Annotated in this window: 13 protein-coding genes; 6 read left to right on the forward strand and 7 right to left on the reverse strand. The window is 59.1% G+C overall.

Annotated elements, in window-relative coordinates; all coding sequences use genetic code 11:
* Positions 1-210: 210 nt before the first annotated feature.
* Both cysZ and AB4P92_RS10680 read left to right on the forward strand, forming a co-directional pair.
* Complete coding sequence (gene cysZ, locus AB4P92_RS10675) at positions 211-963, forward strand: sulfate transporter CysZ (RefSeq protein WP_047299788.1); 753 nt, start codon at positions 211-213, stop codon at positions 961-963.
* Between the two features lie 54 nt (positions 964-1,017).
* Entirely contained in the window at positions 1,018-2,217 is a 1,200-nt protein-coding gene (locus tag AB4P92_RS10680) for a glycosyltransferase family 1 protein (protein ID WP_047299787.1), read from the forward strand.
* Between the two features lie 137 nt (positions 2,218-2,354).
* On the opposite strand, the gene AB4P92_RS10685 is transcribed toward AB4P92_RS10680, so the two are convergent.
* The 3 genes from AB4P92_RS10685 to AB4P92_RS10695 all read right to left on the reverse strand — a co-directional run bounded on the left by AB4P92_RS10685 (position 2,355) and on the right by AB4P92_RS10695 (position 4,782).
* Complete coding sequence (locus AB4P92_RS10685; RefSeq protein ID WP_395599347.1) at positions 2,355-3,458, reverse strand: NADH:flavin oxidoreductase; 1,104 nt, start codon at positions 3,456-3,458, stop codon at positions 2,355-2,357.
* A 232-nt stretch (positions 3,459-3,690) separates the two neighbouring features.
* Positions 3,691-4,173, reverse strand: coding sequence for a glutathione peroxidase (locus AB4P92_RS10690; RefSeq protein ID WP_042557689.1), 483 nt, complete (start codon positions 4,171-4,173; stop codon positions 3,691-3,693).
* A 123-nt stretch (positions 4,174-4,296) separates the two neighbouring features.
* The gene (locus AB4P92_RS10695) at positions 4,297-4,782 is read right to left on the reverse strand and encodes a peptidylprolyl isomerase (RefSeq protein WP_042557688.1); all 486 of its coding nucleotides are present in this window, start codon (positions 4,780-4,782) and stop codon (positions 4,297-4,299) included.
* On the opposite strand from AB4P92_RS10695, the gene AB4P92_RS10700 reads away from it, so the two are divergent.
* From AB4P92_RS10700 to AB4P92_RS10710, 3 genes are read left to right on the forward strand one after another with little or no spacing between them, the layout of a single operon-like run.
* A complete protein-coding gene (locus AB4P92_RS10700; protein ID WP_042557687.1) occupies positions 4,751-5,077 on the forward strand; it encodes a DUF3565 domain-containing protein in 327 nt (108 codons plus the stop codon). The genes AB4P92_RS10695 and AB4P92_RS10700 overlap by 32 nt on opposite strands.
* 60 nt (positions 5,078-5,137) lie before the next feature.
* Positions 5,138-7,237 (forward strand): phosphate acetyltransferase, encoded by a 2,100-nt coding sequence (gene pta / locus AB4P92_RS10705; protein WP_042557686.1) that lies wholly within the window; start codon positions 5,138-5,140, stop codon positions 7,235-7,237.
* Positions 7,238-8,143, forward strand: coding sequence for an acyltransferase (locus AB4P92_RS10710; RefSeq protein WP_042557685.1), 906 nt, complete (start codon positions 7,238-7,240; stop codon positions 8,141-8,143).
* Between the two features lie 134 nt (positions 8,144-8,277).
* On the opposite strand, the gene cysN is transcribed toward AB4P92_RS10710, so the two are convergent.
* From cysN to AB4P92_RS10730, 4 genes are all read right to left on the reverse strand, one after another.
* Entirely contained in the window at positions 8,278-10,176 is a 1,899-nt protein-coding gene (cysN, locus tag AB4P92_RS10715; protein WP_395599348.1) for a sulfate adenylyltransferase subunit CysN, read from the reverse strand.
* Positions 10,177-10,229: 53 nt separating this feature from the next.
* Positions 10,230-10,571: a four helix bundle protein gene (locus AB4P92_RS10720; protein WP_395599349.1), complete on the reverse strand. Its 342-nt coding sequence runs from the start codon at positions 10,569-10,571 to the stop codon at positions 10,230-10,232.
* A gap of 104 nt (positions 10,572-10,675) precedes the next feature.
* Positions 10,676-11,593, reverse strand: a complete 918-nt coding sequence (cysD, locus tag AB4P92_RS10725) for a sulfate adenylyltransferase subunit CysD (protein ID WP_007912374.1) — start codon at positions 11,591-11,593, stop codon at positions 10,676-10,678.
* Between the two features lie 250 nt (positions 11,594-11,843).
* Positions 11,844-12,602, reverse strand: a complete 759-nt coding sequence (locus AB4P92_RS10730) for a Nif3-like dinuclear metal center hexameric protein (RefSeq protein ID WP_042557683.1) — start codon at positions 12,600-12,602, stop codon at positions 11,844-11,846.
* Between the two features lie 103 nt (positions 12,603-12,705).
* Here AB4P92_RS10730 and algW point away from each other — a divergent pair, with 103 nt between their 5' ends.
* Entirely contained in the window at positions 12,706-13,863 is a 1,158-nt protein-coding gene (gene algW, locus AB4P92_RS10735) for a Do family serine endopeptidase AlgW (RefSeq protein WP_042557682.1), read from the forward strand.
* Positions 13,864-13,879 lie beyond the last annotated feature (16 nt).

A 13,879-nucleotide genomic window follows, 5' to 3' on the forward strand; every position in this document is an offset into this window, starting at 1 on the left:
GACAGTCCTGTAAAAAGTTGGGTGCAGCGTATCGAGGGGGGCAAGATTAAGGAAATACGGTTTAACAATCCAGCTCATAGGTGGTCTCTATGCCGAGACACTGACGAGAAGGACGTCTTTGTTACAGTGAATGTCGATCGCTCTACCGCGCTTTCGCACGTGGTGCAAAGTCGGTAAGGTCGGCGCGTTTTCCCTTGCTCGGAGCACCCTATGCCCGCCCCTGTTCTGTCTGGCCCGCAATACCTGCGTGAAGGCCTCAAACTGGTTCTCAGTCCCGGCTTGCGCCTGTTCGTGTTGCTGCCGCTGGCGATCAACCTTGTGCTGTTCGTCGGATTGATCTATCTGGCCGGCCACCAGTTCAGTCTGTGGGTCGACACGCTGATGCCATCGCTGCCCGAGTGGCTGAGTTTCCTCAGTTATATCCTGTGGCCGCTGTTCGTGGTGCTGGTGGCGTTGATGGTGTTTTTCACGTTCACCATGCTGGCCAATATCATTGCTGCGCCGTTCAACGGTTTCCTCGCGGAAAAAGTCGAAGTGGTGGTGCGTGGCACCGACGACTTCCCGGCCTTCAGCTGGGGTGAGCTGGTCGCCATGGTCCCGCGTACCCTGGCCCGGGAAATGCGCAAACTCGGCTACTTCCTGCCTCGGGCGCTCGGCCTGTTCATTCTCTCGTTCATCCCCGTGGTGAACATCATCGCCGCGCCGCTGTGGCTGTTGTTCGGCGTGTGGATGATGGCGATCCAGTACATCGACTACCCGGCGGACAACCACAAACTGGGCTGGAACGAGATGCTCGCCTGGCTGCGCGAGAAGCGCTGGCAGAGCATGAGCTTCGGCGGGATCGTGTATCTGGTGCTGCTGATTCCGGTGGTCAACATCCTGATGATGCCGGCCGCGGTGGCTGGGGCAACGTTGTTTTGGGTACGTGAGCGCGGTGCCGAGAATCTGGTGACTCAGCGCTGAGGCGCTCAAAAACAGCCCGTCACAAATCCATCATCCGAACGTCACAAGCACGACATGGCCTCAGCCGACACTGAGGTCATGACGACAGCTCTACATATCACTCTGATCAGCGAAACTTTCCCACCGGAAATCAACGGCGTGGCCAATACCCTTGGCCGCTTGTGCGATGGACTGCGCGCGCGTGGACATCGGGTCGACCTGATACGCCCACGTCAGGCCGACGATCCACAGCGTACTGAAGACGATGGCTTGCTCCTGTGCCGGGGCTGGCCGCTGCCGGGTTATCCAGGATTGCAATGGGGCCAGTCGTCGATGCACAAGTTGCTGCGGCGCTGGAAGCACCAGCGTCCGGACGTGCTGTACATCGCCACTGAAGGCCCGCTCGGTCTGTCGGCGTTGCGAGCGGCGCGGCGTCTGGGGATTTCGGTGGTCAGTGGCTTCCATACCAATTTCCAGCAATACACCAGCCAGTACGGCCTCGGCTTGCTGACGCGGCTCCTGACGCATTATTTGCGCTGGTTCCACAACCGTTCGGCGCTGACACTGGTGCCGAGTATCAGTCAGCGACTGGAACTGGAGCGGCGGCATTTCGAACGACTGGCGTTGCTGTCCCGCGGTGTGGACAGCCAGTTGTTTCACCCGGCCAAACGCCTGAACGCTCTGCGTGAGCAATGGGGGCTGGGCGAGCGCGATATTGCGGTGATTCACGTAGGAAGGCTCGCGCCAGAGAAAAACCTTGGTTTGCTCAAACGCTGCTTTGAAAAGCTGCGCGACACTTATCCACAGCGCACTCTGAAGCTGATCGTGGTCGGCGACGGGCCGCAACGCATGGCGCTGGAGAAAGATCTGCCCGAGGCGATTTTCTGCGGGTCGCAGCGCGGTGAAGCGCTGGCCGCGCACTATGCGTCCGGCGATGTGTTTCTGTTTCCGAGCCTGACCGAAACCTTTGGCAATGTCGTGCTCGAAGCGCTGGCGTCAGGGCTTGGCGTGGTGGCCTACGATCAGGCAGCGGCGGCGCAGCATATTCGCCACGGCTACAGCGGCGTGCTGGCGATGCCGGGCGATGAAGAGGCGTTTTGCGATGCGGCGGCGTGGTTGCTGGAGAAGTATGAAACGTTGCGCTGCGTGCGCCTGAATGCTCGCCAGCATGCGAGTCGCCAAGGGTGGGCGGCGATTATCGAGCAGTTTGAAGGGCATTTGCGCGGGGCGTGCGTTGGGGAGCAGGTTGTCCCTAATGCACAGACATTGCCATAGATTTTTACTGGTCTTGAAGCCACCTTCGCGAGCAGGCTCGCTCCCACAAGGGATCTCCAGTGAACACAGGATTTGTGAATACCGGAGAAACCTGTGGGAGCGAGCCTGCTCGCGAAGGGGGTCAGTAATGGCGCCGCTTAAACCAGCGTCATCAACGCTTCACGGCTGAACGGCAGAATGTCCTGCTCACGCCCTTCGCGCACTTTCAGTGCCCAATCCGGATCGACCAGCAGTGCGCGCCCCACCGCGACCAGATCGAATTCCTCTTTGTTCAGACGCTCGAGCAGGTTCTCCAGACTGGCCGGCTCTGCGACCTTGTCAGTGTTGACCATGAACTGCAGGAACTCGCCATCCAGGCCTACGCTGCCGACAGTGATGGTCGGTTTGCCGGTCAGCTTGCGCGTCCAGCCAGCCAGGTTCAGCTCGGAGCCGTCGAATTCCGGCTCCCAGAAACGCCGCGTCGAGCAATGGAAAATGTCTACGCCAGCGTCGGACAACGGCTTGAGGAATTCACCCAAGGCTTCCGGGGTTTGCACCAGCCGTGCGGTGTAATCCTGCTGTTTCCATTGCGAGAAACGGAAGATGATCGGGAAACCCTCGCCGACGGCTGCACGCACCGCCTGAATCAGCTCGATGGCAAAGCGCGAACGGTTGGCCAGACTGCCGCCGTATTCGTCAGTGCGCTGGTTGCTGCCTTCCCAGAAGAACTGGTCGACCAGATAACCATGGGCGCCGTGGATTTCCACGCCGTCCATGCCGATGCTTTGGGCATCCTTGGCCGCTTGGGCGAAAGCGCCGATCACGTCCTGGATGTCCTGCTTGGTCATGCCGTGCACTACGACCTGACCGTCCTTGAGTTTTTCCGACGGACCATAACCCGGCACGCTGGCGTCCGGTTCGGTGCCGATGCGGCGCACGCTACCGACGTGCCACAGCTGCGGAACGATCTTGCCGCCCTCGGCATGTACCGCGTCGACGACTTTTTTCCAACCGGCCAAGGGTACTTCACCAAAGAACTGCGGTACATTCGGGTAACCGTTGGACGCAATATGGCCGACGGTGGTGCCTTCAGTGATGATCAGGCCGACGCCAGCAGCAGCGCGACGACGGTAGTACTCGATGACTTTGGAGTTCGGCACGCCACCCGGAGAAAACGAACGGGTCATCGGTGCCATGACTACACGGGTCGGCAGTTCGAGAGTGCCGAGGTGGAACGGTTTGAACAGGGCTTGAACCGGCATGGGAAGACTCCGCAGGGAATGACTTTATGACGGCGATAATATTGATCGGCAAGCGCCTTGAACAGCACTATTGATCTGAATGATTAAGGGATAGAAACGAAAAGATCGCAGCCTTCGGCAGCTCCTACACAATCGAATGCAGGCCAAACGAAAAGATCGCAGCGCCAGCAGTCCCCTGTAGGAGCTGCCGAAGGCTCGGGCCGCGATCGGACGATCTCTTGATCTTGATGGGTTAGCCCAGCGCTTTCTCGATTGCAGCAATCACGGTCGGATCATCCGGCGCCGTGCGCGGCGAGAACCGGGCCAGCACGCGACCGTCCTTGCCAAGCAGGAACTTCTCGAAATTCCAGGTGATGTCACCGGGAAACTCCGCGCCCTCGCCCGCCAGCAGCCGATAGAGCTGATGGCGCTCGTGACCATTGACTTCGAGCTTGCTCGACAAAGGGAACGTCACGCCATAGTTGAGGCTGCAGAAATCCTGGATTTCCTGTTCGGTGCCTGGCTCCTGACCGGCAAACTGGTTGCACGGCAGGCCCAATACACTGAAGCCTTTACCCTTGAATTGCTGGTAGAGGTTTTCCAGCGCCGCGTACTGTGGGGTCAACCCGCATTTGGAGGCGACGTTGACCACCAGCACGACTTGGCCCTTGAAGGGCGCCAGCGGTAGCTCCTGACCATCCAGGGCTGTCAACTTAAGGTCGTGAAAAGCACTCATGACGAACTCCAGATTCCCGTGTTCTACTCGAAACAGCCACTTGGCGAGACCACCAAGGACAGCCGCGGACTAAAAAAGGCGCCCGCAGGCGCCTCTCCAGTACTCGAAGCTTAGCGCAGAAAATCAGTGCTGATGGCCACCTTCGCCATGGACGTGACCATGAGCGACTTCTTCCTGGCTGGCATCACGGATAGCAACGATCTTCACTTTGAAGTTCAGACGCTGACCGGCCAATGGGTGGTTGCCGTCGACAGTGACGTCGTCGCCGTCCAGGTCACGGATGGTGACGATTTGCATCTGGCCGTCCGGCGCCGAAGCGTGGAACTGCATGCCAACTTCCAGCTCGTCAACGCCTTCGAACATGCTGCGGCTCAGGGTGCTGACCAGTTCGGCAGCGTATTCGCCGTAAGCGTCTTCCGGTTCAACGGAAACTTCCAGTTCGTCACCAACAGCTTTGCCATCCAGGGCTTTTTCCAGGCCCGGGATGATGTTGCCTGCGCCTTGCAGGTAGACCAGCGGAGCGCCGCCGGCGGAGCTGTCGATGACCTCACCAGCGTCGTTGGTCAGGGTATAGTCGATGGAGACAGCCTTATTGGCGGCGATCAGCATGGGGCGAGACCTTTTGCAGAAGAATATAGAAAGACCAAGTTTAGCGAAGCAAACGCGCGAAAGCGAACACAACCCGGACAAACGGGATTCGACGATTACCGGCTTCCATCAGGACGAGGACGGTCACTGGGTGGCCGAGCTTTCCTGTGGCCACACTCAGCACCTGCGCCACCAGCCACCGTGGCAATCGCGCGCGTGGGTGCTGGACCCGGCGCAACGTATTGAAAAAATAGGCCAACCCTTTGCCTGCGGTTGGTGCGCTCAAGGCTCGGTTAGCGATAACCTTGGCGCCTGAATTTCGGTAGGCAGTCACGTATAGATCGCCACCATTGCCATGCACCCTTAGAGAATTCGCATGCAAACTTTTTTTATCGCACCCACCGATTTTGGTGTGGGTCTGACCTCCATCAGCCTCGGGCTGGTGCGTACGCTGGAGCGGGCCGGGCTGAAAGTCGGTTTCTTCAAACCGATCGCCCAACCGCATCCGGGCGACACCGGCCCTGAGCGCTCCACCGAACTGATGGCGCGCACCCACGGCCTAAAACCACCACAGCCGCTGGGTCTGGCCCATGTCGAGCGGATGCTGGGCGATGGCCAGCTCGATGAGCTGCTCGAAGAAATCATCACCCTGTATCAGCAAGCAGCCGTCGGCAAAGACGTGCTGGTGGTTGAAGGCATGGTGCCGACCCGCAGCGCCAGTTACGCCGCACGAGTCAATCTGCATCTGGCTAAAAGTCTGGATGCCGAAGTGATTCTGGTCTCGGCGCCGGAAAACGAAGTGCTCGCCGAACTCTCCGGCCGCGTCGAATTGCAGGCGCAATTGTTCGGAGGTCCGAAGGACCCGAAAGTCCTCGGCGTGATCCTCAACAAGGTCAAGACCGACGAGAGCATGGAAGCGTTTGCCGCACGTCTGAAGGAGCACTCGCCGTTGCTGCGCAGCGGTGATTTCCGTCTGCTCGGCTGCATCCCGTTCCAGCCTGAACTCAATGCGCCGCGGACCCGCGACGTCGCCGACCTGATGGGCGCACAAGTGCTCAACGCCGGCGACTATGAAACCCGCCGGATGACCAAAATCATCATTTGCGCACGCACCATGCGCAACACCGTCGAGCTGCTCAAGCCCGGTGTGCTGGTGGTGACGCCGGGGGATCGTGACGACATCATCCTTGCGGTCAGCCTCGCGGCGATCAACGGCGTGCCGCTGGCCGGCCTGTTGCTGACCAGCGACACCCTGCCCGATCCGCGCATCATGGATTTGTGCCGTGGCGCCTTGCAGGCCGGACTGCCGGTGTTGTCGGTGAGCACGGGCTCTTACGACACCGCCAACCTGCTCAACGGCTTGAACAAGGAAATCCCGATCGATGACCGCGAGCGAGCGGAGATCATCACCGATTTCGTCGCCAGCCACCTCGACGCCAACTGGCTGCACCAGCGCTGCGGTACACCGCGCGAGATGCGCCTGTCGCCGGCGGTGTTCCGTTATCAACTGATTCAGCGCGCCCAGGCCGCCAACAAACGCATCGTCCTGCCTGAAGGCAGCGAGCCATTCACCGTGCAAGCGGCGGCGATTTGTCAGGAACGCGGGATAGCCCGTTGTGTCTTGCTGGCCAAACCCGAAGACGTCGAAGCGGTCGCCCGCGCCCAAGGCATCGTATTGCCGCCGGGACTGGAGATTCTCGATCCGGATCTGATCCGCGAGCGCTACGTCGAGCCGATGGTTGCCCTGCGCAAGACCAAAAGCCTCAACGCCCCAATGGCCGAGCAGCAACTGGAAGACACCGTGGTGATCGGCACCATGATGCTCGCGCTGGATGAAGTCGACGGCCTGGTTTCCGGCGTGATCAACACCACCGCCAATACCATCCGTCCGGCCCTGCAACTGATCAAGACCGCGCCGGGCTGCACGCTGGTGTCGTCGGTGTTCTTCATGCTGTTCCCGGAGGAAGTGCTGGTCTACGGCGACTGCGTGATGAACCCACACCCGAGCGCCACCGAACTGGCTGAGATCGCCCTGCAAAGCGCCGACTCGGCAGCAGCATTCGGCATCACCCCGCGCGTGGCGATGATCAGTTACTCCAGCGGCGAATCGGCCACTGGCGAGGAAGTCGAGAAAGTCCGCGAGGCCACCCTGCTCGCCCACGAACAACAGCACTCGCTGCTGATCGATGGCCCGCTGCAATACGACGCCGCTGCCAACGAAACCGTAGCTCGGCAACTGGCACCGAACAGCCCGGTGGCCGGTCGCGCCACAGTGTTTGTGTTCCCCGATCTGAACACCGGCAACACCACACACAAAGCTGTGCAGCGCAGCGCCGACTGCGTCAGCCTCGGCCCGATGCTGCAAGGCCTGCGCAAACCGGTGAACGACCTGCCGCGCGGCGCGCAAGTCGACGACATCGTCTACACCATCGCCCTCACCGCGATTCAAGCCGCCAACCGACCTATGGATGTGTAAATGCTGGATTTCCTACCTGCGCCGCTGCGCGGCGTGATCGCCTCACTGTTGTTGGCGCTCAATACGATTCTGCTGTGCTCGTTCCTGTTCTGCGTGGCGCTGATCAAGGCCTTGCCGTTCGCCTTCACCCAGCGCATCGCCGGTTGGCTGATGAGCCACACCCACGAAGCGTGGATCAGCAATAACAAGGGCTGGATGAACCTGGTGCGCCGCACGCGCTGGCACATCAGCGGTCTGCAAGGTCTCGACTACAACCACTCCTATCTGATTACCAGCAACCATCAGAGCTGGGTCGACATTCTGGTGCTGCAATACGTACTCAACCGTCGCATCCAGCCGCTGAAGTTCTTCCTCAAGCAAGAACTGATCTGGGTGCCGGTGATTGGTCTGGCGTGGTGGGCACTGGGCTTCCCGTTCATGAAGCGCTACTCCAAGGCCTATCTGGAAAAACACCCGGAGAAAAAAGGCAAAGACCTCGAAACCACCCGCAAGACCTGCGCGAAATTTCGCAACAACCCGGTGGGAATCTTCAACTTCGTCGAAGGCACGCGCTTCACCACTGGCAAGCATGCACAGCAACAGTCGCCGTTCAAATACCTGCTCAAGCCGAAGGCTGGTGGCATTGCGTTCGTGCTGGATGCAATGGGCGAACAGTTGGAGTCGATCGTCAACGTGACCATCCACTACCCAGCCGGGCGCCCGGGATTTTGGGATTTACTGTGCGGCAACGTGCGAGACGTAGTGGTGCACTTTGAAGAGCTGAAGATTCCTCAGCAGTTCATCGGCAAGAATTACGATCAGGACGGTGAGTATCGTTTGCAGTTCCAGGGCTGGATCAATCAGCTGTGGCTGGATAAAGACGCGCTGCTCGAACAGATGCACCGCGAGTATCCAGCGAAGTCTTGAAGCGTCTGTTCTGACCTCATCGCTGGCAAGCCAGCGATAGCCATCTAAAGGTCAAAAAAAAGCCCGCCGATGATTGCACATCGGCGGGCTTTTTCTTGCAGCTTGAAACCAGAAGCTTGCAGCTGCTTTATCGCTTAAATCGCGCCACGTTGACGCAGCAGATCCAGCACTTGCTTGACGCTCTCTTCCAGCGACAGCGCCTGAGTGTCGATCACCAGGTCAGCATTCAACGGCACGTCATACGGGAAGGACTCACCCGGAATATTATCGCCGCCCGCCGCATACAACCCCTGCGGATCACGCTCTGCACAAACCGTCGGCGAAGCCTGCACATAAACCGTCAGCAAACGATCCTTGCCAATCAGGTCCTTGGCCTGCTCGCGCTCTTCAGCACTCGGCGCCACGAACGCCGCCAGAGTCAGCAAACCAGCCTCGTTAAACTGACGCGCCACATGCGCGGCACGACGCCAGTTCTCGGTACGGCCAGCGCGGTCCTGCGGCAGACCTTTATTCAGATCGTGACGCAGATTCTGGCCATCCAGCACAAAAACCGCACGACCGAGGTCGAACAACTTACGCTCGACCGCATAAGCCAGCGTGCTCTTGCCCGCGCCCGACAGACCGCTGAACAGCACGGTGGCCGGCTGCTGACCAAAGCGCTGCGCACGTTCTTCAGTCGCCACATGCGCCAGTTTGCCGTGGTGTGTCGTGGTGCCATGCGAAACAGGCTGAGCGACGATCATGCCAGCGCCAACGGTACCGTTGGTCAAGCGGTCGATGATGATGAACGCGCCGGTGGTGCGGTTGCTTTCGTATCCGTCGAGGGCAATCGGCGCATCAAGCGCGATCCTGACCTTGCCGATTTCGTTGAGCTGCAAAGCGCTCGCCGGGCCTTCTTCCAGCGTGTTCACGTCGACCTTGTTGATGATGCTGGCAATCGAGCCCGGCACATAACTGGTCGCCCGTTTGATGTCGTACTTCTTGCCCGGCAGCATCGGCTCTTCAGCCATCCACACCAGCATCGCTTCGAAGCTGTCGGTGACCGGCGGCACGTTGTCGGCATGCACCAACAGGTCGCCGCGAGAGATGTCGATTTCGTCTTCCATGGTCAGCGTCACCGCTTGACCAGGACCCGCATGCTCCAGTTCACCTTCGAAAGTGACAATGGATTTCACGCGGCTGCTCTTGCCCGACGGCAGCACCACAACCTCGTCACCCTTTTTGACGATGCCGCTGGCGAGGGTACCGGCGAAACCGCGGAAGTTCAGGTTCGGACGGTTGACGTACTGCACCGGGAAACGCAGATCGGTGAAGTTGCGGTCGCCCGCCACTTCCACGGTCTCGAGAATTTCCATCAGCGACTGACCGGTGTACCACGGCGAGCGCTCGGATTTGTTCACCACGTTGTCGCCTTTCAGGGCAGACATCGGCACAAAGTGCATGCTGGTCGGCTTCATCTTCAAGCCTTCGGCGAACTTCAGGTAATCAGCCTTGATCGACTCGAACACGCCTTCATCGAAGTCCTTGAGGTCCATCTTGTTGATGGCGACAACGATGTGTTTGATCCCCAGCAAGGACGCGATGAAGCTGTGGCGACGGGTCTGGGTCTGCACACCGTAACGGGCGTCGACCAGGATGATCGCCAGGTCACAGGTGGACGCACCGGTGGCCATGTTGCGGGTGTACTGCTCATGGCCGGGGGTGTCGGCAATGATGAATTTGCGCTTGGCGGTGGAGAAATAGCGGTAGGCAACATCGATGGTGATGCCCTGCTCACGCTCGGCCTGCAGGCCGTCGACCAGCAACGCCAGGTCGATGTCGTCACCGGTGGTGCCGACTTTCTTCGAATCGCGGGTGATGGCTTCCAAATGATCTTCGTAGATCATTTTGGAGTCGTGCAGCAGGCGCCCGATCAGGGTGCTCTTGCCGTCATCGACGTTACCGCAGGTCAAAAAGCGCAGCAGCTCTTTACGTTCGTGCTGGCCCAGGTAGGCGAGGATGTCCTCGCTGATCAAATCAGATACGTGGCTCATTGCATTCAAGCTCCGAGCTGTAAGCTTCAAGCGGCAAGCTTGTCGGCGTACAGCTAGTCAGAAATTTTGTTGATCAACCCGACCAGCATTCTAGAAAGCTCTCGGGTTTCCATAATCCAATTTTCAGCCAGCGGTTCTGCGATGTAAGCGATATCTCGGCCTATCAGGATTTGGGTTCGCAACTCGCCACAAGAAGCCTTCGCGATCCAAAGAAAATGGACCTTCTCTTTGCAACTCCGACGCTCCATGCCTTCAGCAATATTGGAAGGCACTGACAGTGCAGAGCGGGTGATCTGATCCTTGAATCCAAAATCCCCGCATCGCGCAAACTCTTTAAAAATCCCCACCGCTAGACATTTGCTTCGCTGCCAAACAACCAGTTTCTCGAAATCCATTACGAGGCATCCGATCCCGGCTCACAGCAACCGGCCGCAAGCGCCAAACCACAAAGTTACGCATACTGCCTTTAACTTGCAGCTTGCCGCTTGTAACTCGAAGCTTAAAAGTATCCCTGACGTTTTTTGTCTTCCATGGAGCCTGCGCCATCGTGGTCGATGACCCGGCCCTGGCGCTCGGAAGTTCGCGTCAGGAGCATTTCCTGAATGATGTCCGTGAGGCTCTCGGCCTCGGACTCCACCGCGCCCGTCAACGGGTAGCAACCAAGGGTACGGAAACGCACTTTCTTTTTGACGATGCGCGCTTTGTCTTCGTCGGACAGGTGCTCGAGGATGCGCTCGTCGTCGATCATGATCAGCGTGCCGTTCTTCTCGATCACTTCACGCTCGGCGGCGAAGTACAGCGGCACAATCGGGATGCCTTCGAGGTAGATGTACTGCCAGATGTCCAGCTCGGTCCAGTTCGACAACGGGAACACACGAATGGATTCGCCCTTGTTGACCTTGCCGTTGTAGACGTTCCACAGCTCCGGGCGCTGATTTTTCGGATCCCAGCGGTGCTTGCTGTCGCGGAACGAGTACACGCGCTCTTTGGCGCGGGACTTCTCTTCATCGCGACGGGCACCGCCAAACGCTGCGTCGAAACCATGCTTGTCGAGCGCCTGTTTCAGGCCCTCGGTTTTCATGATGTCGGTGTGCTTGGCGCTGCCGTGGGTGAACGGGTTGATATTCTGCGCCACGCCATCCGGGTTGATGTGCGTGATCAGGTCCAGGCCAAGCTCTTCGACCATCTTGTCGCGGAACTTGTACATTTCCTGGAATTTCCAGCGGGTGTCGACGTGCATCACCGGAAACGGCAGTTTGCCCGGGAAGAACGCCTTGCGTGCCAGGTGCAGCATCACGGCGGAGTCTTTACCGATGGAGTACAGCATCACCGGGTTATCGAACTCGGCGGCCACCTCGCGGATGATGTGGATGCTTTCCGCCTCCAGCTGTTTCAGATGCGTCAGTTTGTCGACCATGGCTACTCACGAAAGCTTTCTTATGAACGGCCAGCGGGCCGTGTTCGAGCGGGGAATCCTAGCACAGCGACCTCTTCTAATCAGGACGCCAACTAGAACGAAAGGACATATGAATATGCCCACTCGTTTGGGCGAAGGCATTCAATGTGGGAGCGAGCCTGCTCGCGAAAGCGTCGTGTCAGGCAGCGCTGTATTGAAGCGTAAATCGTATTCGCGAGCAGGCTCGCTCCCACCAGAATTTGTGCTGGATTCAAATGGGATTCGGGCAGTCGATGAAGATGTGCTCGAGAGCGAAGCGTTTTGCCAAATAGTCGCCCAGCGCCTGCACGCCGTAACGCTCGGTGGCGTGGTGGCCGGCGGCGATAAAGCTGATGTCGTTTTCCCGGGCGCTGTGGAATGTCTGCTCGGAAGCTTCACCGCTGAGAAACAGATCGACACCCGCCGCCACGCCGTGATCGATGTAGCCCTGACCACCGCCAGTGCACCAGCCTACCCGGCGGATCATCCCGCTGCCTTCAACCAGCAGCGGTTCACGGCCCATCACTTCCTGGACCTTGCGGGCGAAATCGCGCGGGGTCATTGGCTCGTTCAGCGAACCGACAAGCCCGACTATTTTCAGATTATCCGGATCCAGAGGCCCTTCAACGGTGATGTCCAACTGACGCGCCAACTGCACGTTGTTGCCGACATCCGGGTGCAGATCCAGCGGCAAGTGATAGGCGAGCAGGCTGATGTCGTGCTTGAGCAACGTCTTCAAACGGCGCTGCTTCATGCCCGTGACGCAGGGGTTTTCGCCCTTCCAGAAGTAACCGTGGTGCACCAGCACCAGATCAGCCTCGGCCTCGACGGCGGCATCGAGCAACGCCTGGCTCGCAGTGACGCCGCTGACGATGCGCATCACTTGCGGACGGCCTTCGACCTGCAAGCCGTTGGGGCAATAATCGGCAATTTTTGCACTGGCCAGGTATCGGTCGGCTTCTTCGACGAGGGTGCTGAGGGCAACGGCCATGAAAGACTCCTAAATATCCCGTTCAGAGGCACGCGCGGCCTCGTATAATGCGCGACATTATGGGCGGTCTGACTTCGCCTGCAACTTTTCCAGGACGTGTTTAATGTTCAAGGCGCTGCGTTTTTTTGGCTGGCCATTGTTGGCCGGTGTGCTTATCGCTCTGTTGATTATTCAGCGATACCCGCAGTGGGTCGGGCTGCCAAGCCTCGACGTCAACCTGCAACAGGCGCCGCAGACCACCCTTGTGCAGCAGGGGCCGGTGTCCTATGCCGATGCGGTGACGATCGCCGCGCCGTCGGTGGTCAACCTGTACACCACTAAAGTCATCAACAAGCCGGCGCATCCTTTATTCGAGGATCCACAGTTCCGCCGTTTCTTTGGTGACAACTCGCCGAAGCAGAAGCGCATGGAGTCGAGCCTCGGTTCCGGCGTGATCATGAGCCCGGAAGGCTACATCCTGACCAACAACCACGTTACCAGCGGCGCCGACCAGATCGTCGTAGCACTCAAGGATGGCCGGGAAACCCTGGCCCGAGTGATCGGCAGCGACCCGGAAACCGATCTCGCCGTCCTGAAAATCGACTTGAAAAACCTGCCAGCGATCACTGTCGGCCGTTCCGACAGCATCCGCATCGGCGACGTTGCGCTGGCCATCGGCAACCCGTTCGGCGTCGGCCAGACCGTGACCATGGGCATCATCAGTGCCACCGGGCGTAATCAGTTGGGCCTGAACAACTACGAAGATTTCATCCAGACCGACGCGGCCATCAACCCGGGCAACTCCGGCGGTGCACTGGTGGATGCCAACGGCAACCTCACCGGCATCAACACGGCAATTTTCTCCAAGTCCGGTGGCTCGCAGGGCATCGGTTTTGCCATCCCGGTGAAACTGGCGATGGAAGTGATGAAGTCGATCATCGAGCATGGACAGGTGATTCGCGGCTGGCTCGGCATCGAAGTGCAGCCATTGACTCAGGAACTGGCCGAATCGTTTGGCTTGTCCGGGCGTCCGGGCATTGTGGTGGCGGGGATCTTCCGCGACGGCCCGGCACAGAAGGCCGGCCTGCAACTGGGCGACGTGATTCTCAGCATTGATGGCGAGCCGGCCGGCGATGGTCGTCGCTCGATGAACCAGGTCGCGCGGATCAAACCGACCGACAAGGTCACGATTCAAGTGATGCGTAACGGCAAGGAGATCAAGCTCTCGGCGGAAATAGGCCTGCGTCCACCGCCGGCGCCGGTGCAGGAAAAACGAGAGTAAAAATTTATTCGCGTCA

The organism is Pseudomonas sp. A0308 (genome assembly GCF_044218815.1).
In the GTDB taxonomy this organism is placed as follows: domain Bacteria; phylum Pseudomonadota; class Gammaproteobacteria; order Pseudomonadales; family Pseudomonadaceae; genus Aquipseudomonas; species Aquipseudomonas iridis.

What these genes read in the sequence shown, in the direction of transcription:
- cysZ (WP_047299788.1), top strand. Translation starts at nt 211, where the DNA reads ATGCCCGCCCCTGTTCTGTCTGGCCCGCAATACCTGCGTGAAGGCCTC.
- AB4P92_RS10680 (WP_047299787.1), top strand. Translation starts at nt 1,018, where the DNA reads ATGGCCTCAGCCGACACTGAGGTCATGACGACAGCTCTACATATCACT.
- AB4P92_RS10685 (WP_395599347.1), bottom strand. Translation starts at nt 3,458, where the DNA reads ATGCCGGTTCAAGCCCTGTTCAAACCGTTCCACCTCGGCACTCTCGAA.
- AB4P92_RS10690 (WP_042557689.1), bottom strand. Translation starts at nt 4,173, where the DNA reads ATGAGTGCTTTTCACGACCTTAAGTTGACAGCCCTGGATGGTCAGGAG.
- AB4P92_RS10700 (WP_042557687.1), top strand. Translation starts at nt 4,751, where the DNA reads ATGGAGACAGCCTTATTGGCGGCGATCAGCATGGGGCGAGACCTTTTG.
- AB4P92_RS10695 (WP_042557688.1), bottom strand. Translation starts at nt 4,782, where the DNA reads ATGCTGATCGCCGCCAATAAGGCTGTCTCCATCGACTATACCCTGACC.
- pta (WP_042557686.1), top strand. Translation starts at nt 5,138, where the DNA reads ATGCAAACTTTTTTTATCGCACCCACCGATTTTGGTGTGGGTCTGACC.
- AB4P92_RS10710 (WP_042557685.1), top strand. Translation starts at nt 7,238, where the DNA reads ATGCTGGATTTCCTACCTGCGCCGCTGCGCGGCGTGATCGCCTCACTG.
- cysN (WP_395599348.1), bottom strand. Translation starts at nt 10,176, where the DNA reads ATGAGCCACGTATCTGATTTGATCAGCGAGGACATCCTCGCCTACCTG.
- AB4P92_RS10720 (WP_395599349.1), bottom strand. Translation starts at nt 10,571, where the DNA reads ATGGATTTCGAGAAACTGGTTGTTTGGCAGCGAAGCAAATGTCTAGCG.
- cysD (WP_007912374.1), bottom strand. Translation starts at nt 11,593, where the DNA reads ATGGTCGACAAACTGACGCATCTGAAACAGCTGGAGGCGGAAAGCATC.
- AB4P92_RS10730 (WP_042557683.1), bottom strand. Translation starts at nt 12,602, where the DNA reads ATGGCCGTTGCCCTCAGCACCCTCGTCGAAGAAGCCGACCGATACCTG.
- algW (WP_042557682.1), top strand. Translation starts at nt 12,706, where the DNA reads ATGTTCAAGGCGCTGCGTTTTTTTGGCTGGCCATTGTTGGCCGGTGTG.